This window comes from Pantoea folii (genome assembly GCF_056678875.1).
Window position 1 is genome coordinate 1 of the sequence record NZ_JBWXON010000036.1, and the last position, 18972, is coordinate 18972.

The window sequence follows — 18972 nt, forward strand, 5'->3', positions numbered from 1 at the left end:
AAAATCATGTCCGACGAACATTTCCAGCAGGGTGGCACCAACATCCACTATCTGGAGAAAAAACTCGGCCTGCACGAGAAGTAATCGCAGCGCAGAGCAAACAAAGGCCGGTTAATCCGGCCTTTTTCATTTTTGTTACCGTTGAGGTTGCATGATGGATTGGCGTTTTTTACAAGCGAACAAAGAGGCGCGCTGGGCATTTTATCTGACGCTGGCGTACCTCGCCGTCTGGGGCCTAAGTGCCTGGCTAGGCGGCAATGAGAGCGGCATCACCGGATTACCGCACTGGTTTGAGCTCTCCTGCATTTTCGCCCCGCTGCTATTTATCGTCCTTTGCTGGGTGATGGTTCGCCTGTTGTATCGCGACATGTCGCTTGAGGATCAAGATGGACAGTGAAATCATTCTGCCGCTATTAGCCTATCTGGTCTTGATCGCCGGTTTATCGGTGTTTGCGATGCGCAAACAGCGTCAGGGCAATTTCCTCACCGAATACTTCCTCGGCAGCCGTTCGATGGGTGGTTTTGTGCTGGCCATGACGATTACCTCCACCTACATCAGTGCCAGTTCGTTTATTGGCGGGCCGGGTGCTGCCTATAAATATGGTCTTGGCTGGGTATTGCTGGCGATGATTCAGGTGCCGGCGGTGTGGCTCTCGCTCGGTGTATTAGGAAAGAAATTCGCCATTCTCGCGCGCCGCTATAACGCTGTGACGCTGAATGACATGCTATATGGCCGCTACGGCAGCACACTGCTGATTTGGCTCTCCAGTATTAGCTTATTAGTGGCTTTTGTTGGCGCAATGACCGTACAGTTTATTGGTGGTGCACGCTTGCTGGAAACCGCTGCGGGTATTCCTTACGACACCGGCTTATTAATTTTTGGTGGCACCATCGCGCTGTATACCGCGTTTGGCGGCTTCCGTGCCAGCGTACTCAACGATGCAATGCAAGGCCTGGTAATGCTGGTCGGCACCTTCCTGCTGCTGTTTGCCATTATCCATCAGGCGGGTGGACTCGAAACGGCCGTGACGAAACTGCGCACCATCGATCCCCAACTCGTGTCGCCGGAAGGTGTTGGCAACGTCATTAATCCGACATTCCTGAGTTCTTTCGCCGTGCTGGTCTGCTTTGGCGTGATTGGTTTGCCGCATACTGCGGTGCGCTGTATCTCCTATAAAGACAGTAAAGCCATGCATCGCGGCATCATTCTGGGCACCATCGTCGTGGTGATTCTAATGCTCGGCATGCATCTGGCGGGGGCGTTAGGTCGTGCCATTCTGCCGGATCTCACTGTTCCGGATCGCGTGATCCCGACGCTGATGATCACCGTGTTGCCGCCAATGGCAGCCGGCGTGTTTCTCGCTGCACCGATGGCAGCAATCATGTCAACGATTAACGCGCAGCTGCTGCAATCCTCCGCTACGCTGATCAAGGATCTCTATTTGCGTATTGCGCCACAGCACAGCGAGAATGAATCGCGCCTGCGTATGCTATCCGGCACTATCACTTTCGTGCTGGGCATATTGCTGTTACTGGCGGCGTGGAATCCACCGGATATGATTATCTGGCTCAATCTGCTGGCCTTTGGCGGACTGGAAGCCGTTTTCCTCTGGCCGCTGGTATTGGGACTGTATTGGAAGCGCGCTAATTCGACAGGTGCTATCAGCGGCATGGTTGTCGGCGCGGCTTGCTATACCTTACTTGCCAGCCTGAAAATTGAACTATGGGGCTTTCACCCTATCGTTCCCTCATTGACCTTAAGCCTGCTGGCCTTCGTAGTGGGTAATTTGTTTGGCAGCACGCCTGAAGCGCGTCACGCTGCGGTGAAATAAAGAGAAACGCTATGCCTTGGATTCAAATCAAAATTAACAGTACCGGCGAAAATGCCGAGCCGCTGAGCGATGCGCTGATGGACGTGGGCGCCGTCTCGGTGACGTTTCAGGATACCCATGACAACCCGGTTTACGAACCGCTACCGGGTGAAACACGCTTATGGGGCGATACAGATGTGATTGGTCTGTTCGACGCCGAAACCGAGATGGACGATGTGGTGGCCGAACTGAGTCAACATCCACTGCTGGGATCGTATTTCCATCACAAGATCGAGCAGATCGAGGATAAAGACTGGGAACGTGAATGGATGGATAACTTCCACCCGATGCGTTTTGGTGAACGTTTGTGGATCTGCCCGAGCTGGCGGGACGTGCCGGATCCGAATGCCGTCAACGTGATGCTGGATCCGGGCCTGGCGTTTGGTACCGGCACCCACCCGACCACTTCGCTCTGTCTCACCTGGCTTGATGGACTTGATCTGCAAGGCAAAACTGTGATCGATTTTGGCTGTGGATCCGGCATTCTCGCTATAGCCGCCCTTAAACTGGGCGCGTCGCAGGCTATCGGGATTGATATTGATCCGCAGGCTATTCAGGCCAGCCGTGACAATGCGGAGCGCAATGGCGTTTCTGATCGTCTGTCGCTCTATCTACCGCATCAACAGCCGGAAAACCTGCAAGCGGATGTGGTTGTCGCCAATATCCTCGCAGGCCCGCTACGCGAGCTGGCGCCGCTGATTAGCGTATTACCGAAAGCGGGCGGACATCTGGGATTGTCGGGCGTATTAGCCAGCCAGGCTGAAGGGGTGTGTGAAGCCTACGTTGAGCGCTTCGTACTTGATCCGGTGGCTGAAAAAGAGGAGTGGTGCCGTATTACCGGCGTGCGCCGCTGAGTTTGATCACCGGCTGGCTTCGCTGGCCGGTTTGCTGTTTGGCCATCAGTCAGTGAAAGCAACTCACCCTCTGCATATCAGCCGCAAATCTGCTACCTGAAAGCAATCAAATTAGTACATTTAATAATCATATCGCCGTCATTTCTCTGGCTAATTACCGGATGTGGCGGTTTTTATGTCGTGATTTTGGGCATGTTTTAAGAAAAACTTTTGCTCACAATTTCAGCATAATTTTTTAATGCACTGAATTATATAGATTATTAGTTGTAGCATTGCTGTTAAGGCCGAATTCCTCGCAGTTTAACGGTGAATTGTTCAAAGTTTGGCCTTTCATCTTCGTTAAAAAATGCGTAATATACGCCGCCTTGCGAACAGTTAGGGTCACTTCTTTTTCATGCGCATTGGACACCATCAGCTACGTAATCGACTCATCGCTGCACCTATGGCTGGCGTTACCGACAAGCCATTTCGCACCTTGTGTTACGAGAACGGCGCGGGTATGACTGTCTCCGAGATGCTGTCATCAAACCCAGAAGTTTGGGCCAGTGATAAATCCCGTTTGCGTATGGTGCATAGTGACGAGCCTGGAATCCGTGCCGTGCAAATTGCCGGTTGCGATCCTGATGAGATGGCTGCTGCCGCGCGCATTAATGTGGCGTCTGGCGCGCAGGTCATTGATATCAACATGGGCTGCCCGGCTAAGAAAGTGAATCGTAAGATGGCTGGCTCAGCACTGCTGCAGCATCCGTCACTGGTGGAGTCCATCCTCCGTGCGGTAGTGAATGCAGTTGATGTACCGGTTACGCTGAAGATTCGCACCGGCTGGGACAAAGAAAATCGTAATTGTGTAGAGATTGCCCAATTGGCTGAACGCTGTGGCATTCAGGCTCTCACCATTCATGGCCGCACGCGCGCCTGTTTGTTTGAGGGGCACGCTGAATACGACAGCATTCGGACAGTTAAGCAGAGCGTTTCCATTCCGATTATCGCGAATGGTGACATTACTGACCCGCACAAAGCCAGAGCGGTGCTCGACTATACCGGAGCCGATGCTCTTATGGTTGGACGCGCTGCTCAGGGAAGACCGTGGATCTTCCGGGAAATCCAGCATTATCTGGACACAGGGGAGCTGCTGGCACCGAAGCCGCTGGCTGAAGTGAAGCAAATGCTGATTGGACATATACGGGAACTGCACGACTTTTATGGTCAGCGCAAGGGATACCGTATTGCTCGTAAACACGTTTCCTGGTATTTGCAGGAAAGTGCTCCTGATGACCAGTTTCGGCGCACATTCAACGCCATAGAGGATGCCAGCGAACAGCTGGAGGCGTTGGAGGCATACTTCGAAAATCTTGCGTAAACGAAATAAAGAGCTGAAAGAACTATGTTCGAACAACGCGTAAATTCTGATGTACTGACCGTTTCTACCGTTAACTCACAGGATCAGGTGACGCAAAAGCCACTTCGTGATTCGGTAAAACAGGCACTGAAGAACTATTTTGCTCAACTGAATGGTCAGGATGTAAGTGATCTGTATGAGCTGGTATTGGCTGAAGTTGAGCAGCCTCTGTTGGACATGGTGATGCAGTACACCCGTGGCAACCAGACCCGTGCAGCTCTGATGATGGGTATCAACCGTGGTACCCTGCGTAAGAAGCTGAAAAAATACGGCATGAACTGATAGGCTCTTTTAAGCTATTGATAAAGAAGGCGCTAGTGAGAAATCACAGCGCCTTTTTTAATGGACTGACTACACCACTGACTACACGAATTCGCCTACGAAAATGAACGTTGTTGAACAACGGGTTTTTATGCGATTAAATTTTCAGGATTAACTGCGTGAATGGAGTGAACATGCGAGATTTCTTGAGTGAGTTTGAGTCTGACGAGGAAAAGGCAAGACACCTTGAGAACCTGCTACTTGAAATAGCTCGTGGCGGTTACCGTGATGACAGTACCGAATACATTGCCTTGCGCTCCTACTTCGTCCAAAGCACCACCTTCAAACCTCTTCTGCCAGCCTTTGTCCGAGAATGCAGAACTCTTAAGCAGTTCTGGGGATACATTCAGCCAAAATTCTCCACTTACAGGGAAAGAGATAATTTTATTTCTCATGAATTTTGCTCGTTATTCGATCATTTTGAAGGCGTTGGAGTAGCACCCTCTGATTTTCATATTACTGATGGCCTTAGAAGTTATGATGAGCAAGGGGTTAACGAGGCCTGGACTAAGGCGCTTGACAGAAGAAATACCGATCCAGAAGGCGCCATAACAGCGGCGCGCTCCCTTATTGAAACAGTGTGCAAGCACATATTGGATGATTTACGGATCGAGTACGACCGCAATTCAGATATGAGTGAACTTTATAAGCTGACAGCAAAAGAGCTAAATCTCGCGCCGGATCAGCATAGCCAACAGATTTTCAAACAGATACTCAAAGGGTGTTCTTCGGTAGTTAATGGGCTTGGTACTTTAAGAAATCGGCTTGGCGATGCCCACGGCATAGGTAAAAAACCCGTTAAGCCATCTGACAGGCATGCTCTGTTGGCTGTTAATCTTGCCGGAGGTATGGCGGTTTTCTTGGTTCAGACGTGGCAATTTATATCGAAAAATTAATTTCGTGGCGGTGTTCTTTTCTTCCAGCTAAATGATGCTGTTGCCGAACGCGTATAATTATCACGCCTGCGCTGTGCCGCCATACTGCCAGATATCGTGGTGCGGATAACCAGTCGATCAGCACCGTCCAGCTCATGCCCGTCTCGCTTCATGGCTACCGCCAGCGCTTCAGCAATCTCTTTCTGGTGCATAAATACCTCAGTTAATTGTTGCTGGGGCCTGCATCACATTCATCTGTCGGGCTGCGATGTGCTCTTTCAAGTGATCTGCCCAGGCTGCAAACATCACCTCTGAAACGCGGATATCCTGCAGAAGAAAGCACATCAGCACATGATCCGTCAGTTTTTCCTGCAAATCCCAATCGGCTATGAATTGCCGGAACAGCGGGTAAGCCTTTTCCGGGTCATTATTCTCATTCATTGCCACCAGCGTTTCGAACGGCGGCACCGTGAAAGTGACTTCGACATCAACTAAATCACCCTGCACCGGGATTTCAACCGTTCTAATGAAAGTCTCACCTTCAGGCCATGCTCTTGGGTCGTTAATCACTGCTGATCCTCTACGTAGATACCAGCGGAGATGATTGCACCGCCAATACGGCGCTGACCGTACAGAAGTGGAACGGGGTATCCCTGCGATGCTGTGTTCGTCGGACTGCCGAATGCGTATGAAGCCCGGTTATCTGCGTCCTGCTTGCTGGCTAGCCCTGCCGGTTGTGGTGAAAGCATTTGGACTACACCGCCAAGCATCATGGCTGCGCCTACCTTGGCCATTCCATACCCCACCGTAGATAGCGTACCGGATGATAAAACACCAACAACTACTCCAACAACTACCAATACCGCGCCCAAAATTGTTTGCAGAGCACCTGCTCTTTTGCTGCCAACAATGACTGGGGAAATCCTTATCTCTTTGCCAGTATGAGGGTATTCGAAATCATCCTTATTCACATTCTTACTGCCAATAAAAACAGAGTAAGTGAGTCCGCGCTTACGGCTGTTATTAAGAAACTTTTCAAAGCCGGGAATTGTCATGCAAAGTGCGCGAATTGCTTCTCTCGCTGAACTAACCATTCGGCGATGTGTTTTACCGAAGGTTTGCCCAAGAACGCCATATAAACGGATTTCTGTCATGACTTCATTCGGTGCCAATTGTAATGGACCTTTCATAATCATTACCTCAAATTTAGTAGAAGTTAATGCCGGGGTTTAACGACCTTTTCCGGCAGGTCAGGAAGTTCTATGAATATTCAAATTTGCCAGTACTACCGCCTCTGGCTGGCGGTTACGCCCTTTTTGCGGAGGAGTTATCCGCTCTCAAAATTTATGAACCTGCTGAAAGGCGTGTAACCGGTTTTCCAACGTTCTCCCAGCCACAGTAAATCGTGGTCATGATTGCAGCTGAGTTAGTCTGATACAGGCTCACCTTCTCAGCCTGGACAGGCTCAGCAGAGTTATTCTCAGGAGCGTCAGACATCTCTACAGTACCCTCAGTCGAGGTAATCATCCCTGCCCCTTCAACGTTGATCATCATGTTTGCAGGGTCAATCAGCGACACGCCTGTGGCGTACTGACTTGGCAGAACAGATATCCCCAGAAGTTCAAACTGACGAAGCTGATTTTCGGTTAGGCTCAGCACATAGGTATTAGGCACCACCAGTGCAGAACCCTGCAGCGAGTTGCCATTGCTTACGTGTGTCGCGATCAAATCAGCGTAGCCTGCTACGCTTGGCGCATTAATCAGAGCACCAGCAGGCGATACTTCAGATACCTCGGCATCTTCCGATAGGAATTTACTGTCAATTTCTCTGACGCTCGCGCTAACCATCATGTTACGGATAGTTGAGTCAGTGCCGGGATTAGTGAGGCGCAACAGTTCATCAGATAAGACGACCAGAGAGGCCATTTTGAAAGGCTTCAAAGTGTCAGAATTATTCACAGCCCCTTTGCGAACAGGAACGGCGGCCCCCTCTTTTAACCAGCCAGCGCCGATACCACTGACAGAGCCGACTTTAGTTTTAAACGGGAATTGTATTGCCTTTGCCATTAGGCGACCGGGTATTGATTGAGAGAATGCGTACTCTGCAAATTCTCTGGCAATAACATCTGTTGTGATCAATGGACTGTCGGTCGTAGTTGCTCCGGCAACCAGTGCTTTTGAAAAATACTGCTCCAGCTTCTGATCCTTCTCAGAAAAACCTTTCGCCTCATTCAGACGACCATTGCAGCGAGCCAGCACACGTGCGGCTCTAACAAATTCCAGACCTTTCATAATCTTCTCCGTAAAGGTTAACTTTCCCTGTTAACAGGTTAACTGAGATAGTTAATACCCTTGTTAACAGATAAATCAGATAAACAATTGATATTTAATTATTAAATTGTTTATAGGGTGGTTGTTAACACCCCCTCAAAAGGGGATATTTTCTGCGCGTGAGAGGGGGCGAGGTTTCGAAGCAAGACCGCTTAAAAGCTTGACCACTCCCCCCCACCCTCATTGCTCACCCAGCAGGCTAATCAGCCCTGAAACATCGCTCTCCAGCTTCTCAATGCGCGTGTCGCGCTCCTTAAGCTCTAACGCATGCTTTGCATTAATCTCGGTGATTGTTTCCTTCACAGCCTCGCTCACGGCCTTCAGGATTGATGTGTCTCGATCAGTTAGTGCCATCAGCTTTCACCTCTTTGCTGCCTAAAGCCTGGTCAATCAGATGGCGTGCAATAGCGTGAACAGATGGGGCGCTGCTCATGCTTGAGCGCTGGCGCTCTGATGCCTGTATCTGTTCCAGTCGCTTCACCTGCTCTGTGGTGAGCAGGATAGTTTTGAAGTTAGGATTCATCGGTGCTCACTCCTTAATCAACAGTCGCAATTGTTTCACCTATCGCAATGATGAGCAATGTCATTGCGATAAGTGAAATGATTGAGATATAAAAAAGGAGCCTTAGCTCCTCACATGCTACTCACTAATTGCTTTGCTCACCTGCTCCTCACCTGATTAACACCAAACCACGCAAAATCCAGTAATGATAGGGGTTTCGGGGTTACTCCTCACTTTAGTCGCATATACACAGTGAAAGTGAGGAGAGGCTGATTATTACCGCAGCACTCCTCACCATTAATCGAATTACTCCTCACTCTTCCTTTTGGATAAAATTTTCACATTCTCACCATCGACCGATACCAAACCGTCAGTGTGGAGCTTAGTAAGCCATCGACTGAAGTTTTTACTGGTATCAATGCCCATTGCTTTCATGTCATCCCTGAGAATAGCTCTGGTGCATAAATCACCATTCTCAGTTCTGCTGCGTATCAGATTCCAAAGAGTTGAATGGTTCTCGGTGATATTTCCCAACCTTGCTAATTCAGGGTCGATTTCAACAGCTGTTCGAGCCACATCACGAACCACCAGCGAACAGATTTCCTCACCATCATCGTCGGTGAACAGTTCGACTGTGCGCAGGTCATACGCCTTCTTGGCAGGTTCTTCGGCGTCTTTCATCTTGGTGCAGGTCAGCACTAAAGCTTTCCCCTCACCTTCTCGTTTGACACTAAATTCTGCGTCCAGCGCTGCCCTGAAAGAACTGGACCCACGCGCACCCTTAGCCTCATCTTTGCCTGAGTGGTGCACCACCAGCACACTTGCGCCAGTTAAACGCTTGATGTTGTCACAGCCCTCAATGAATGCGCCCATATCGCGTGCGTTGTTCTCATCATCACCACCAAAGCAGCGAGCCAACGTATCGATCACAATAAGTTTTACAGGCGCACCTGACTCGGCCTCAATCTGGCGTGATGCCTTGATCACCTCGTCAACTTCCTCACGGCGCACCGGGAACACGGGCCTGTTAACAAGCCACAGATTGTCGATATTTTTTCCATGCGCACTTTCCCACGCGCGGATACGCCGAGGTACACCGACGCCACCCTCACCGACGATGTACATAACCGCTCCGGCGTTGACCTTGCGACCTGACCATTCCATACCCGCTGCGATATGACACGCCCATGAAACAGCGAGGAAGCTTTTGTAAGAGCCGCTTGGTCCATAAATGCTGCACAGTGACTGCGCCGGCAGAAAGTGCTTAATGATGTAATCCTGTTTGACGTTAAATCCCTCAGAGCCACGGGAAAGCGGCAATGAAGTACGTGAGGCAATCAGCCCGGAATCAGGGAATACGCGACTGATACGGGACACATCACGCAACCAGGTAATCATTTCGGTTTCGCCAATTTCCTCCACCAGCAGATTTCTACGGGTGGCGAGCATGCGATCGTTATCGGTATGCGCATAACCTGCATCACAGAAATCCTCATACGACATTTGCAGAGCACCGCGCAGACGAGCCACCAGCTTTCCGTAACGAGTTGAAGGGTCTTTGTGTGCCTGTAATGCCTTTTCAATTTCATCGCGTTCTACAGAGCGACCATGAGCCCAACGATATGCACAGCGGAACAGCGCATCTGATGCTGTTTCAACGGTTGTTAGTGTTGCTGTCATTTCGGGATACCTCCGCTCATCTGGAACTTGCCAATCAGCGGGTGGTACCAGTACGCCGATCCATACTTACGCTTAGCCGCTCTCAGCACTAAACGTGCCGCCTCTCTGAAACGCTCATCTTGAACCAGATAGCCACCAGCTTTGTGTTTCACCATCAGAACGCCAGTGTTTTGCGCCAGTTCTTCACCCTTCTTGGTGGAAATGCCATATTCAGCCGCCAGCGTGGATACTGGTGACATACCAGGAGGGATTTCACCTCCCTGTGTGGCCACCAGCGATTTAATTGATGATTCCAGTTCTTCCACGCGCTGAAGCAGCGATTCAACACGACCTGATAACTCATTAAATTTGACGTTGCTGATCATGATTGCTGCTCCTTACGGCGTTTCTGTTCTAAATCCGCTAAATCGCTGTTTTGTTTTAATGCCTGGGCAATGCGTGGCAGGTTTCTCAGTACAGAACCGATCATGAATAAATCGCGCTTCGCATCTGCGTCCGGGTAGTCTTCGCTCTGGCTGGCTTCGAATGTCATGTTGCCAATCACCGTCAGTGCAGAGTTAATAGCCATTGCAGCGCTGGCGCAGTTATCGCTGTATTCCTGAAGTGATTCTGTAGGGCAATCAGAGAGGCTGTGTCTAATCAGCGCGTGATAGATGTCAGACATTTTTCGAACCCTCCAGCATTGCGTGATCCATGTCCATGCTGATACCACGAACAATGTGATTGATCCCGGCGATAGCGGCTGTGACGTCATCACCTTCCATTTCAGGGCTGCCATGCTCAAGGGCGATCAATAAAGCGCATACCTGATGAAGCCCCATCATTCCAGTATTGAAACGAGTGGTTTCAACTGAGGTGATATTTGCTTTAGCCATGATTCACCTCCTGCACCTGAATAAATTCTTTGGTGAAACGGATTTCCGCCCAGGTGCACGGGCATGTGAAGCCATCACGAACAAAGGCAACACGATTGAATGCCGCAGCTATCACAGTGACCAGTTCGCCGCGGCTGTTCTTCCAGCGCTGATTAGCCTGAATGTTATGCATGACGCACCTCCGCTAGAGGCAGACGTGCAGCAAGTGAAAGGATGAAATGCGGAGCCAATACTCGGCGGGCGTCCTGCTCTGTTTCGGCTTCTACTGACAGACGGCACGGCTTAGCCGCCATATCTGCACGATCAATCGCCAGAAAACGCCATGTAAATTTAGGGTGAGTTTGGGTATGCTGTTTTTCAGCCATAATCGTTACCTCATATAACGGTTTGGTAAGAGGCCCGGTTAGTGTTGACGCACTTCCGGGCTTCGCTGCATTTAATGGTTGCGTAAAACCGATGTGGTACGTACCATTGCGGTTAATCCTAATACAGCGGTACGTACCAATGCAAGATAAAAATACCAAACTCAAATTTGAGCGTTCCAACAGCACCAAAAAGAACATCCGCTTTGAAGATGACCTTCTTGCCGAGATTAACAGCGTGGCCGGATCGGGTAATTTCAGTTCTTGGGTTAAGCAGGCCTGTAGAGAAAAGCTCAGCAGGGACTCAAAAAACTGAACAAAATCAAGGGGCGCAAAATTGCTCCGGTTGAAACTTTCGATTAACGTGTTAATCTGTTCTGGCGCTGTTTTATTAAGTTTGTGACACTGGCGACCCTGCAAGGTCGCCTTTGTTTTATCCGGCATACCTCACCCCGCTTTACCGACATCAGCTTTGCCCTGCGCAAGTTGCCAGGCGTTTATCTCAGATAACAGCCAGCCCACAGCACGCGCGCCAATCTTACGGCGAGCGGGGAACTTTCCTTTTTTTTCCATCAGGTAACGAGTGGTGCGGCAGAGTCCAGTGAGTTGACGGCACTCAGGTTCACGAATAGTGCGTTCGAATAATTGGTTGTTCATTACTGCTCCTTACGGTGTTTTGCTGTTCGTAAGGAGCGTACTGAGGAGGGCTTTTACTTCTTGGAGGTTTCCGTTTTTACTGTGGATATATCCACATATTCCAGCTCTGTATCTTTGAGCCACTCTGCCAGAACCTTTCCTGACACCGGTGATCTGATGCCTGCCCTGTCAAAGTCAGCAAGCATTTCACCAGTGTTGCGCTCCGTGTTAAGCATCGACCTGGCTTTTCCTGATGATCCAAAACCATAATGAATCTCAATTAGTGCCTTAATCATTTTGGATTGTTTATTTTCGTTGTGTTTTTTCTCAGGCTTTTCAATTTCTCCCATTGGTAATGATGAATGAGAGTGATCGACCTTCCCAATATTTGCTGACATAACGCACAAGTATTTAGCTGGGAAATTAAAACCTGAGTAACTATGAATTGTTATAGGTCCATACCCTTCATGGTCTTGCGAGGGGTGAAGGGTATACACCCTTATCATTTCATTAGATAAATCAAACTCATATTCAATCAGCGAGTTATAGCTTATTTCAAAAAAGCCATTCAGGTAGCGAGCTGAAAATGAATCAGTATCAGGCTCAATAACCTCATTCACAGGTACTTTGTAGACACCGGACACACTCCAACCATCACCCCGCAACCCTGTGTAGTCATCAATGCTAAATCTTTCCAAATCATCATAAAGCCCAGCAAAGAATATATTAACCTTGCCGTTTTCATGCTCTGACCATTTAGGGATAAATATTGATAACTGGAGCGCACCTATTGCCCCCATATGAATAATATCTTTTACCGAGCAACCAAGCCTTTCTGCCGCCTCTGGCAGTGGGTAATAAAGTCTTTCAGGTATAGATGTTTTATTCATTTCGCAGCCTTCATCACAATCACATTTTCAGGGGTTTCAGACAGCAGATTAAGTCTGTCCATCCACTTATTCAGCGCGTCCAGCTTTTCCGGCATGTACTGGCTGCGGTTATAAACTGCCATAACGCCACCCAAGGTGTGCCCGAGCAGCTGCTCAACAACGTGCGGAGCGATCCCCATATTGTTTAGCGTGGTGGCAAACGTCCGGCGCAAATCGTGAAGCGTCCATGGTTCAGAGTGCCCAAGCTTTTTGTAAAGCATCCTCCCCCACTGGCTGACCGCTTCCGGGTTCTTGATCTCGCCCAGCAAAAGGCCGCTCTCTCTGTTCTGATCCACCAGCGCTGTAATGTATTCCCGGACATCAACGGGAACCGGCCTCACAATGCGCTCACCGCCTTTACTGTTCTCACGCGGAACCGTCCATACCCAATCCACTAAATCCCACTCAGAGAGGCGTGAGAGCCTTAATTCCTGCGTCCTGCATCCAAATACCACCAGCAGGCGCAACAGGGAGGCGTAATACGGCAGGAACCTCTTTCCGTGGCACTCACGCCATAGATCGGCTAATTCGGCCTGTGTGTGCTCCCTGTCGCGCTTATCCTGCTTCTTGCCCACATCGTCTATCGTCAGGTCATCCAGCGCGTTACTGGTTGCATAGCGGTGTACTCGGCAGAATTTAAGCGCCTGCTTACACATCTGCAGAAGATAGCCAGCAGCGACCGGCGCACGGCTGCGCACTCTTTTGAAGCATTCAAGCCAGTGGCGGGTTTCGCACATTGAAAGAGGATAATCCCCAATATATGGGTAGATATGGCGCTTTAACTGCTCAGTGTGCTTTGTGACGTTGGCGCGGCGGTGGGTAGCGTATTCAGTAATCCAGTATTCAAGCGCCTCTTTCACCGTAACCGGCTTGAGCGTCTCCTGCTTACTGATCCCTAACTGGTGCTTTGGGTTTTTACCTTCTGCCAGCCAGGAACGGCACTGCTCACGTTGCTCTCTTGCTGATTTGAGTGACAACTCAGGATAGTTACCCAGCTTGATACGCTGAGGCGCAGCCGTGCGGCCACCAGTGCGATAGGTGAAATACCAGGTGAGTATTCCCACCTTTGAAACCTTTACGCTCAATCCATCGCCATCAGCATAGAAATTTTCTGCCGGGCTTTCCCTCCCGACCATCTTACGTAATGCCGTGTCGCTTAGTTTGTTTGTTCCACCAGCCATCAAAATACCTCAGTTCATACGCAGCACTGACTACACCACTGACTACACATCGCTATGTTACTCCCTAAACTTTAACGAACAAGTTTAAACGATAAATAGAGATTTATTCAGTGATTACAGTGAGTTGAAATGTCAGTAATGAACGAGGTTAAACCATAAAAAACAACGGTTTGGATAATACGGCATGAACTAATTGTTCTTTGCTGCGCTAACGCCAACCCTCGGGTTGGCGTTTTTGTTTGTGCCTCACCAATAGTTTCCCTGCGTTAGCAACGGATGAAACAATTGTCGCGGATATGGTAACGATAGTTGCAATTGCATCCGTGATATTTCGTCTCTCTTACCGCACGTCTTTTGCCCCTTTTTAGCGCCTGCTTTGTGCGTCATAACGCCCGCCATGCCGCTTTCCCAGTGATCCTGCACTGTTTCTACCGTAACCCTGCAAACGCATACATTTTATCCTGAGTGATGGCTCACACTGCTTCCACATAGTGAAACTATTTGCACTATTTGTGATCGCGTCGTCTCGTCATGCAGCCTTTTGGTGCGCGATAGTAGCCAAAATTTCTGGATGCGTCCTTTTATTAAAAGATCTTTCCAGTGAATTCAGGATTCTGCAAACCTGGCATTACCTTTGCAGAGTCGTGGATGGCTAACCGCCACAGACAGAAAAAAGCGCACATTAAAGTGCGTGCAAACATAACAACACACGATCTCGCCACACAGGATGCTTTATGAAAAAGATGATGCTTTCCACCCTGGTCGCTGCAGCCTCGCTGTTCGCCGTTACTCAACAAGCGCACGCAGGCACCACGCTGGATGCCATTAAAAAGAAAGGTTTCGTACAGTGCGGTATCAGCGATGGCCTGCCAGGTTTCTCCTACGCTGATGCCAGCGGCAAATTTACCGGAATCGACGTGGATGTTTGCCGCGCTGCTGCGGCTGCGGTATTTGGTGATGCAAGCAAGGTGAAATACACCCCGCTGACGGCTAAAGAGCGTTTCACTGCGCTTCAGTCTGGTGAAGTGGATATCTTGTCTCGTAATACCACCTGGACCTCTTCGCGCGATGGTGGCATGGGCTTCTTGTTCGCTGGTGTGAACTACTATGACGGCATCGGCTTCCTGACCCATAAGAAAGCGGGCCTGAAAAGCGCCAAAGAGCTGGATGGTGCCACCGTATGTATTCAGGCCGGTACCGATACCGAGCTGAACGTGGCTGACTACTTCAAAGCCAACAAAATGCAGTACACGCCAGTGACCTTCGACCGTTCTGATGAGTCAGCGAAAGCACTCGACAGTGGCCGCTGCGATACCCTCTCTTCCGACCAGTCTCAGCTGTATGCACTGCGTGTGAAACTCGGCAAACCAGATGATTTTATCGTGCTGCCAGAAGTGATCTCTAAAGAGCCGCTGGGTCCTGTGGTACGTCGTGGTGATGACGACTGGTTCACCATCGTTAAATGGTCTCTTTACGCTATGCTGAACGCAGAAGAGATGGGCGTGAGCTCTAAGAATGTTGATCAGATGGCGGCCAAACCCACCACCCCGGATATGGCTCACCTGTTGGGTGCAGAAGGTGACTTCGGTAAAGACCTGAAACTTGATAATAAATGGGCTTACAACATCATCAAACAGGTCGGTAACTATCAGGAAGTGTTCGATCGCAACGTGGGTAAAGACAGTGCACTGAAAATCGCGCGTGGCCAGAATGCACTCTGGAACCAGGGCGGCATCCAGTACGCTCCACCAGTACGCTAAGTCTGTTCTGCCAGTCGGGCACCGCACCCTGCGGTGCCCAAGCGTTTTCTTCACTGAGGTTTCAACATGTCACAACGCCCAACCGTAAAGAGGGATTTTTCGTTTGGTAATCCTACGGTTCGCGCCTGGCTTTACCAGATCATCGCGATTGTGGCCGTGCTTGCTGTGGTGGGATATCTGGTCCACAACACAGTAATCAACCTGGCCAACCGCGGCATCACTTCCGGTTTCGGATTTCTTGAGCGCAATGCCGGTTTCGGCATCGTCCAACACCTGATCGATTACACCGAAGGCGATACTTACGCGCGCGTGTTTATGGTGGGGTTGACCAATACCCTGCTGGTTTCCGCACTCTGCATTGTATTTGCCTCCATCCTGGGCTTCGCCGTGGGGCTCGCGCGTCTGTCTGAAAACTGGCTGCTGCGTAAACTCTCGACCATCTACATCGAGACGTTTCGTAATATCCCACCGCTGCTGCAGATCTTCTTCTGGTACTTTGCGGTGTTGCGTAACCTGCCAGGGCCACGTCAGGCACTCAATGCGTTTGATCTGGCGTTTGTCAGTAACCGCGGTTTGTATATTCCGTGGCCAGAGTATGCACCTGGCACCTGGCCATTCCTGATTGCGCTGGCACTGGCCATCCTCGGCAGCGTTGCACTTTTCCGCTTCAACCGTAAGCATCAATTGAAAACCGGCCAGTTACGCCGCACGTGGCCCGCCGCTGCAGGTTTGATTGTGCTGTTACCCCTGATTGCACACACATTGTTTGGTGCTGCAACGCATTGGGATGTACCAGAACTGCGCGGATTCAACTTCCGCGGCGGCTTTGTGATGATCCCGGAGCTGGCGGCGCTAACGGTGGCGCTTTCTGTGTATACCTCATCGTTCATTGCCGAAGTGATTCGCTCTGGGATTCAGTCCGTGCCGTACGGTCAGAATGAAGCAGCCCGCTCGCTGGGTCTGCCAAATCCTGTCACGATGCGTCAGGTCATCATCCCGCAGGCAATGCGCGTGATCATTCCACCGTTAACCAGTCAGTATCTCAACATCGTGAAGAACTCATCACTGGCCGCGGCCATTGGCTATCCAGATATGGTGTCATTGTTTGCCGGCACGGTGCTGAACCAAACTGGCCAGGCCATTGAAACTATTGCGATTACCATGGCGGTCTATCTGATCATCAGCCTGCTTATTTCACTGCTGATGAACCTTTACAACCGCAAAATTGCGCTAGTTGAGCGATAAGAGAACGGGATCATTATGTCTGTAACCACACACGATACATCGCCTGCACCCAGCAATCCGTTAGGGAAAGCCTGGCTGTGGGCGCGCAAAAATTTGTTCTCAAGCTGGCTGAATACCCTGCTCACGTTGTTCAGCTTTTGGATTATCTGGAGTGTGATTCCACCGGCGCTGGATTGGCTTATTTTCCAGGCCAACTGGATTGGCGAAACACGTGCAGACTGCACCAAAGCAGGTGCATGCTGGGTATTTATCCACGCACGTTTTGGCCAGTTTATGTATGGACTTTATCCACATGAACTGCGCTGGCGCATTAATCTGGCGTTGGTGATTGGCCTACTGTCGATCGTTCCCATGTTCATTAAGTCGATGCCACGTCGTGGTCGCTACATTGCCTGCTGGGCGGTGATCTACCCAATAGTAGTCTGGCTGCTGATGTATGGCGGCTATCTGGGGCTGGATCGCGTGGAAACCCGCCAGTGGGGCGGTCTGACGCTGACGCTTATCATTGCTTCAATTGGCATCGCCGGTGCGCTGCCGTTGGGGATTCTGCTGGCGCTGGCTCGCCGTTCAAAAATGCCGGTGGTTCGCACCCTGTCAGTGATTTTCATTGAGTTCTGGCGTGGTGTGCCACTGATTACCGTGCTGTTTATGTCATCGGTAATGCTGCCGCTGTTTATGGCAGAGGGCACGACTATCGACAAGCTGGTACGTGCGCTGGTCGGTGTGATTCTGTTCCAGTCCGCTTATGTTGCAGAAGTGGTGCGTGGCGGCTTACAAGCACTGCCAAAAGGGCAGACTGAAGCGGCGGAATCACTGGCACTCGGCTACTGGAAAACGCAGATGCTGGTTATTCTGCCACAGGCACTTAAGCTGACCATCCCCGGTTTAGTGAATACCATCATCGCACTGTTTAAAGATACCAGCCTGGTGATCATCATCGGCCTCTTCGATCTCTTCAGTAGCGTGCAGCAAGCCACCGTTGACCCCACCTGGTTGGGCATGTCGACCGAAGGCTATGTGTTTGCTGCCATGGTCTACTGGATTTTCTGTTTTAGCATGTCGCGCTATAGCCAGCATCTGGAGAAGCGCTTCCACACCGGGCGCAAATCGCACTGAGGTTTTACATGACACAAATTATGACTAATGCGGCTGACGCCATGATGATTACGCTCGAAAACGTGAATAAATGGTATGGTCAGTTCCATGTTCTCAAAGATATTAACTTGCTGGTGAAACCCCGCGAACGCATTGTTCTTTGTGGGCCTTCCGGATCCGGGAAATCAACGACTATTCGTTGCATCAATCATTTAGAAGAGCATCAACAAGGTCGTATCGTAGTAGATGGCATCCATCTTAACGATGATGTGCGCAATATTGAGCGTGTTCGTACCGAAGTCGGCATGGTATTCCAACATTTTAATTTGTTCCCGCATCTTACCGTGTTGCAAAACTGCACGTTGGCACCGATTTGGGTGCGTAAGATGCCGAAGAAAGAAGCGGAAGAGTTAGCGATGCATTATCTGCAACGCGTGCGTATCGCGGAACATGCCCATAAGTTTCCAGGACAGTTGTCAGGAGGGCAGCAACAACGTGTGGCGATCGCGCGTTCACTGTGTATGAAACCGAAAATCATGCTGTTCGATGAACCGACCTCAGCACTCGATCCAGAAATGGTAAAAGAGGTTCTCGATACAATGATTGGTCTGGCAGAAGATGGTATGACGATGTTATGCGTGACGCACGAGATGGGCTTTGCGCGTACTGTGGCGGACCGGGTGATCTTTATGGATCGCGGAGAGATTGTTGAGGAAGCGCCGCCGCAGGAGTTCTTCGCGAATCCGAAATCAGAACGTACACGCGCCTTCCTTTCTCAGGTCATCCATTAATATCAAATGAGTGACTTAAGCCTCTGCGCCATCTGGCAGAGGCTTTTTTATGCTCGTCGTATTACGACGCATCCACTCTTTCGTCGTGTTTTCCGAGTGTTAAGCCTGTTTGCGTAGTTTTAAGCCTACGCGCGTAGTTTTTAACATACAAAAAAGCCCTGAACTTTCGTTCAGGGCTTCTGTGTTTGATGCCTGGCAGTTCCCTACTCTCGCATGGGGAGACCCCACACTACCATCGGCGCTACGGCGTTTCACTTCTGAGTTC

27 protein-coding genes and 1 rRNA gene are annotated in these 18972 nt (G+C 50.1%); 12 read left to right on the forward strand and 16 right to left on the reverse strand.

The annotated features are described in order from the left end of the window. The 7 genes from AC1MDE_RS25530 to AC1MDE_RS25560 all read left to right on the forward strand — a co-directional run. Positions 1 to 84: hypothetical protein (locus AC1MDE_RS25530; protein ID WP_249221851.1), on the forward strand; the 84-nt coding region annotated here is incomplete at its 5' end. Positions 85 to 154: 70 nt separating this feature from the next. Next, positions 155 to 397 carry a YhdT family protein gene (locus tag AC1MDE_RS25535; protein WP_034830168.1) on the forward strand — a complete coding sequence of 81 codons (243 nt, stop codon included), beginning with the start codon at positions 155 to 157 and terminating at the stop codon, positions 395 to 397. Further along, on the forward strand, positions 387 to 1832 hold the full coding sequence (gene panF / locus AC1MDE_RS25540; protein ID WP_479402272.1) for a sodium/pantothenate symporter: 1446 nt from the start codon (positions 387 to 389) through the stop codon (positions 1830 to 1832). Before AC1MDE_RS25535 ends, panF begins: the two co-directional genes overlap by 11 nt. A gap of 11 nt (positions 1833 to 1843) precedes the next feature. After that, complete coding sequence (gene prmA, locus AC1MDE_RS25545) at positions 1844 to 2725, forward strand: 50S ribosomal protein L11 methyltransferase (protein WP_058962425.1); 882 nt, start codon at positions 1844 to 1846, stop codon at positions 2723 to 2725. A 394-nt stretch (positions 2726 to 3119) separates the two neighbouring features. Beyond that, the gene (gene dusB / locus AC1MDE_RS25550; protein WP_038644355.1) at positions 3120 to 4085 is read left to right on the forward strand and encodes a tRNA dihydrouridine synthase DusB; all 966 of its coding nucleotides are present in this window, start codon (positions 3120 to 3122) and stop codon (positions 4083 to 4085) included. A gap of 24 nt (positions 4086 to 4109) precedes the next feature. Beyond that, complete coding sequence (gene fis, locus AC1MDE_RS25555; RefSeq protein ID WP_003855228.1) at positions 4110 to 4406, forward strand: DNA-binding transcriptional regulator Fis; 297 nt, start codon at positions 4110 to 4112, stop codon at positions 4404 to 4406. Positions 4407 to 4579: 173 nt separating this feature from the next. Next, positions 4580 to 5341: an abortive infection family protein gene (locus tag AC1MDE_RS25560; protein ID WP_480345187.1), complete on the forward strand. Its 762-nt coding sequence runs from the start codon at positions 4580 to 4582 to the stop codon at positions 5339 to 5341. Here the strand turns inward: AC1MDE_RS25560 and AC1MDE_RS25565 are convergent. The 12 genes from AC1MDE_RS25565 to AC1MDE_RS25620 form a co-directional block, all read right to left on the reverse strand. Beyond that, the gene (locus AC1MDE_RS25565) at positions 5338 to 5532 is read right to left on the reverse strand and encodes a hypothetical protein (RefSeq protein ID WP_480345188.1); all 195 of its coding nucleotides are present in this window, start codon (positions 5530 to 5532) and stop codon (positions 5338 to 5340) included. The two genes, AC1MDE_RS25560 and AC1MDE_RS25565, sit on opposite strands and share 4 nt — an antisense overlap. A gap of 7 nt (positions 5533 to 5539) precedes the next feature. After that, entirely contained in the window at positions 5540 to 5890 is a 351-nt protein-coding gene (locus AC1MDE_RS25570) for a hypothetical protein (RefSeq protein WP_480345189.1), read from the reverse strand. Beyond that, the gene (locus AC1MDE_RS25575; RefSeq protein ID WP_480345190.1) at positions 5887 to 6510 is read right to left on the reverse strand and encodes a tail assembly protein; all 624 of its coding nucleotides are present in this window, start codon (positions 6508 to 6510) and stop codon (positions 5887 to 5889) included. Before AC1MDE_RS25575 ends, AC1MDE_RS25570 begins: the two co-directional genes overlap by 4 nt. Before the next feature lie 154 nt (positions 6511 to 6664). After that, positions 6665 to 7612 (reverse strand): phage major capsid protein, encoded by a 948-nt coding sequence (locus tag AC1MDE_RS25580; protein ID WP_480345192.1) that lies wholly within the window; start codon positions 7610 to 7612, stop codon positions 6665 to 6667. A 219-nt stretch (positions 7613 to 7831) separates the two neighbouring features. Continuing rightward, a complete protein-coding gene (locus AC1MDE_RS25585; protein WP_480345193.1) occupies positions 7832 to 8005 on the reverse strand; it encodes a hypothetical protein in 174 nt (57 codons plus the stop codon). After that, on the reverse strand, positions 7992 to 8174 hold the full coding sequence (locus tag AC1MDE_RS25590; protein ID WP_480345194.1) for a hypothetical protein: 183 nt from the start codon (positions 8172 to 8174) through the stop codon (positions 7992 to 7994). The genes AC1MDE_RS25585 and AC1MDE_RS25590 overlap by 14 nt, the downstream gene beginning before the upstream one ends. Before the next feature lie 285 nt (positions 8175 to 8459). Continuing rightward, on the reverse strand, positions 8460 to 9833 hold the full coding sequence (locus AC1MDE_RS25595) for a helicase RepA family protein (RefSeq protein WP_480345196.1): 1374 nt from the start codon (positions 9831 to 9833) through the stop codon (positions 8460 to 8462). Further along, entirely contained in the window at positions 9830 to 10198 is a 369-nt protein-coding gene (locus tag AC1MDE_RS25600) for a hypothetical protein (protein ID WP_480345197.1), read from the reverse strand. The genes AC1MDE_RS25595 and AC1MDE_RS25600 overlap by 4 nt, the downstream gene beginning before the upstream one ends. After that, positions 10195 to 10497: a hypothetical protein gene (locus AC1MDE_RS25605; RefSeq protein WP_480345199.1), complete on the reverse strand. Its 303-nt coding sequence runs from the start codon at positions 10495 to 10497 to the stop codon at positions 10195 to 10197. Before AC1MDE_RS25605 ends, AC1MDE_RS25600 begins: the two co-directional genes overlap by 4 nt. Next, on the reverse strand, positions 10490 to 10708 hold the full coding sequence (locus AC1MDE_RS25610) for a hypothetical protein (RefSeq protein WP_480345200.1): 219 nt from the start codon (positions 10706 to 10708) through the stop codon (positions 10490 to 10492). The genes AC1MDE_RS25605 and AC1MDE_RS25610 overlap by 8 nt, the downstream gene beginning before the upstream one ends. Then, positions 10701 to 10880 (reverse strand): DUF4222 domain-containing protein, encoded by a 180-nt coding sequence (locus AC1MDE_RS25615; RefSeq protein ID WP_480345201.1) that lies wholly within the window; start codon positions 10878 to 10880, stop codon positions 10701 to 10703. Before AC1MDE_RS25615 ends, AC1MDE_RS25610 begins: the two co-directional genes overlap by 8 nt. Then, on the reverse strand, positions 10873 to 11271 hold the full coding sequence (locus tag AC1MDE_RS25620) for a host cell division inhibitor Icd-like protein (protein ID WP_480345202.1): 399 nt from the start codon (positions 11269 to 11271) through the stop codon (positions 10873 to 10875). Before AC1MDE_RS25620 ends, AC1MDE_RS25615 begins: the two co-directional genes overlap by 8 nt. Here AC1MDE_RS25620 and AC1MDE_RS25625 point away from each other — a divergent pair. Continuing rightward, positions 11213 to 11386, forward strand: a complete 174-nt coding sequence (locus AC1MDE_RS25625) for a YlcI/YnfO family protein (RefSeq protein ID WP_479485280.1) — start codon at positions 11213 to 11215, stop codon at positions 11384 to 11386. The genes AC1MDE_RS25620 and AC1MDE_RS25625 overlap by 59 nt on opposite strands. A 131-nt stretch (positions 11387 to 11517) precedes the next feature. Here the strand turns inward: AC1MDE_RS25625 and AC1MDE_RS25630 are convergent, their stop codons facing one another. Genes AC1MDE_RS25630 through AC1MDE_RS25640 form a run of 3 tightly spaced genes read right to left on the reverse strand, consistent with a single transcriptional unit; the run spans position 11518 to position 13816 of the window. After that, positions 11518 to 11727, reverse strand: a complete 210-nt coding sequence (locus AC1MDE_RS25630) for a helix-turn-helix transcriptional regulator (RefSeq protein ID WP_480345203.1) — start codon at positions 11725 to 11727, stop codon at positions 11518 to 11520. A gap of 53 nt (positions 11728 to 11780) precedes the next feature. After that, positions 11781 to 12596, reverse strand: a complete 816-nt coding sequence (locus AC1MDE_RS25635; protein ID WP_480345205.1) for a hypothetical protein — start codon at positions 12594 to 12596, stop codon at positions 11781 to 11783. Further along, positions 12593 to 13816: a tyrosine-type recombinase/integrase gene (locus AC1MDE_RS25640; RefSeq protein WP_480345206.1), complete on the reverse strand. Its 1224-nt coding sequence runs from the start codon at positions 13814 to 13816 to the stop codon at positions 12593 to 12595. The genes AC1MDE_RS25635 and AC1MDE_RS25640 overlap by 4 nt, the downstream gene beginning before the upstream one ends. 734 nt (positions 13817 to 14550) lie before the next feature. Between AC1MDE_RS25640 and AC1MDE_RS25645 the strand changes: the two genes are divergently transcribed. The 4 genes from AC1MDE_RS25645 (at position 14551) to AC1MDE_RS25660 (ending at position 18707) form a co-directional block, all read left to right on the forward strand. After that, positions 14551 to 15576, forward strand: a complete 1026-nt coding sequence (locus AC1MDE_RS25645; RefSeq protein WP_034830184.1) for an amino acid ABC transporter substrate-binding protein — start codon at positions 14551 to 14553, stop codon at positions 15574 to 15576. A gap of 66 nt (positions 15577 to 15642) precedes the next feature. Continuing rightward, a complete protein-coding gene (locus AC1MDE_RS25650) occupies positions 15643 to 16821 on the forward strand; it encodes an amino acid ABC transporter permease (protein ID WP_479399741.1) in 1179 nt (392 codons plus the stop codon). 15 nt (positions 16822 to 16836) lie between these two features. Then, complete coding sequence (locus tag AC1MDE_RS25655; protein WP_034830188.1) at positions 16837 to 17937, forward strand: amino acid ABC transporter permease; 1101 nt, start codon at positions 16837 to 16839, stop codon at positions 17935 to 17937. Between the two features lie 8 nt (positions 17938 to 17945). Further along, positions 17946 to 18707 carry an amino acid ABC transporter ATP-binding protein gene (locus tag AC1MDE_RS25660; protein WP_034830190.1) on the forward strand — a complete coding sequence of 254 codons (762 nt, stop codon included), beginning with the start codon at positions 17946 to 17948 and terminating at the stop codon, positions 18705 to 18707. Between the two features lie 190 nt (positions 18708 to 18897). Here AC1MDE_RS25660 and rrf read toward each other — a convergent pair. Further along, a 5S ribosomal RNA gene (rrf, locus tag AC1MDE_RS25665) occupies positions 18898 to 18972 on the reverse strand; the annotation flags it as partial.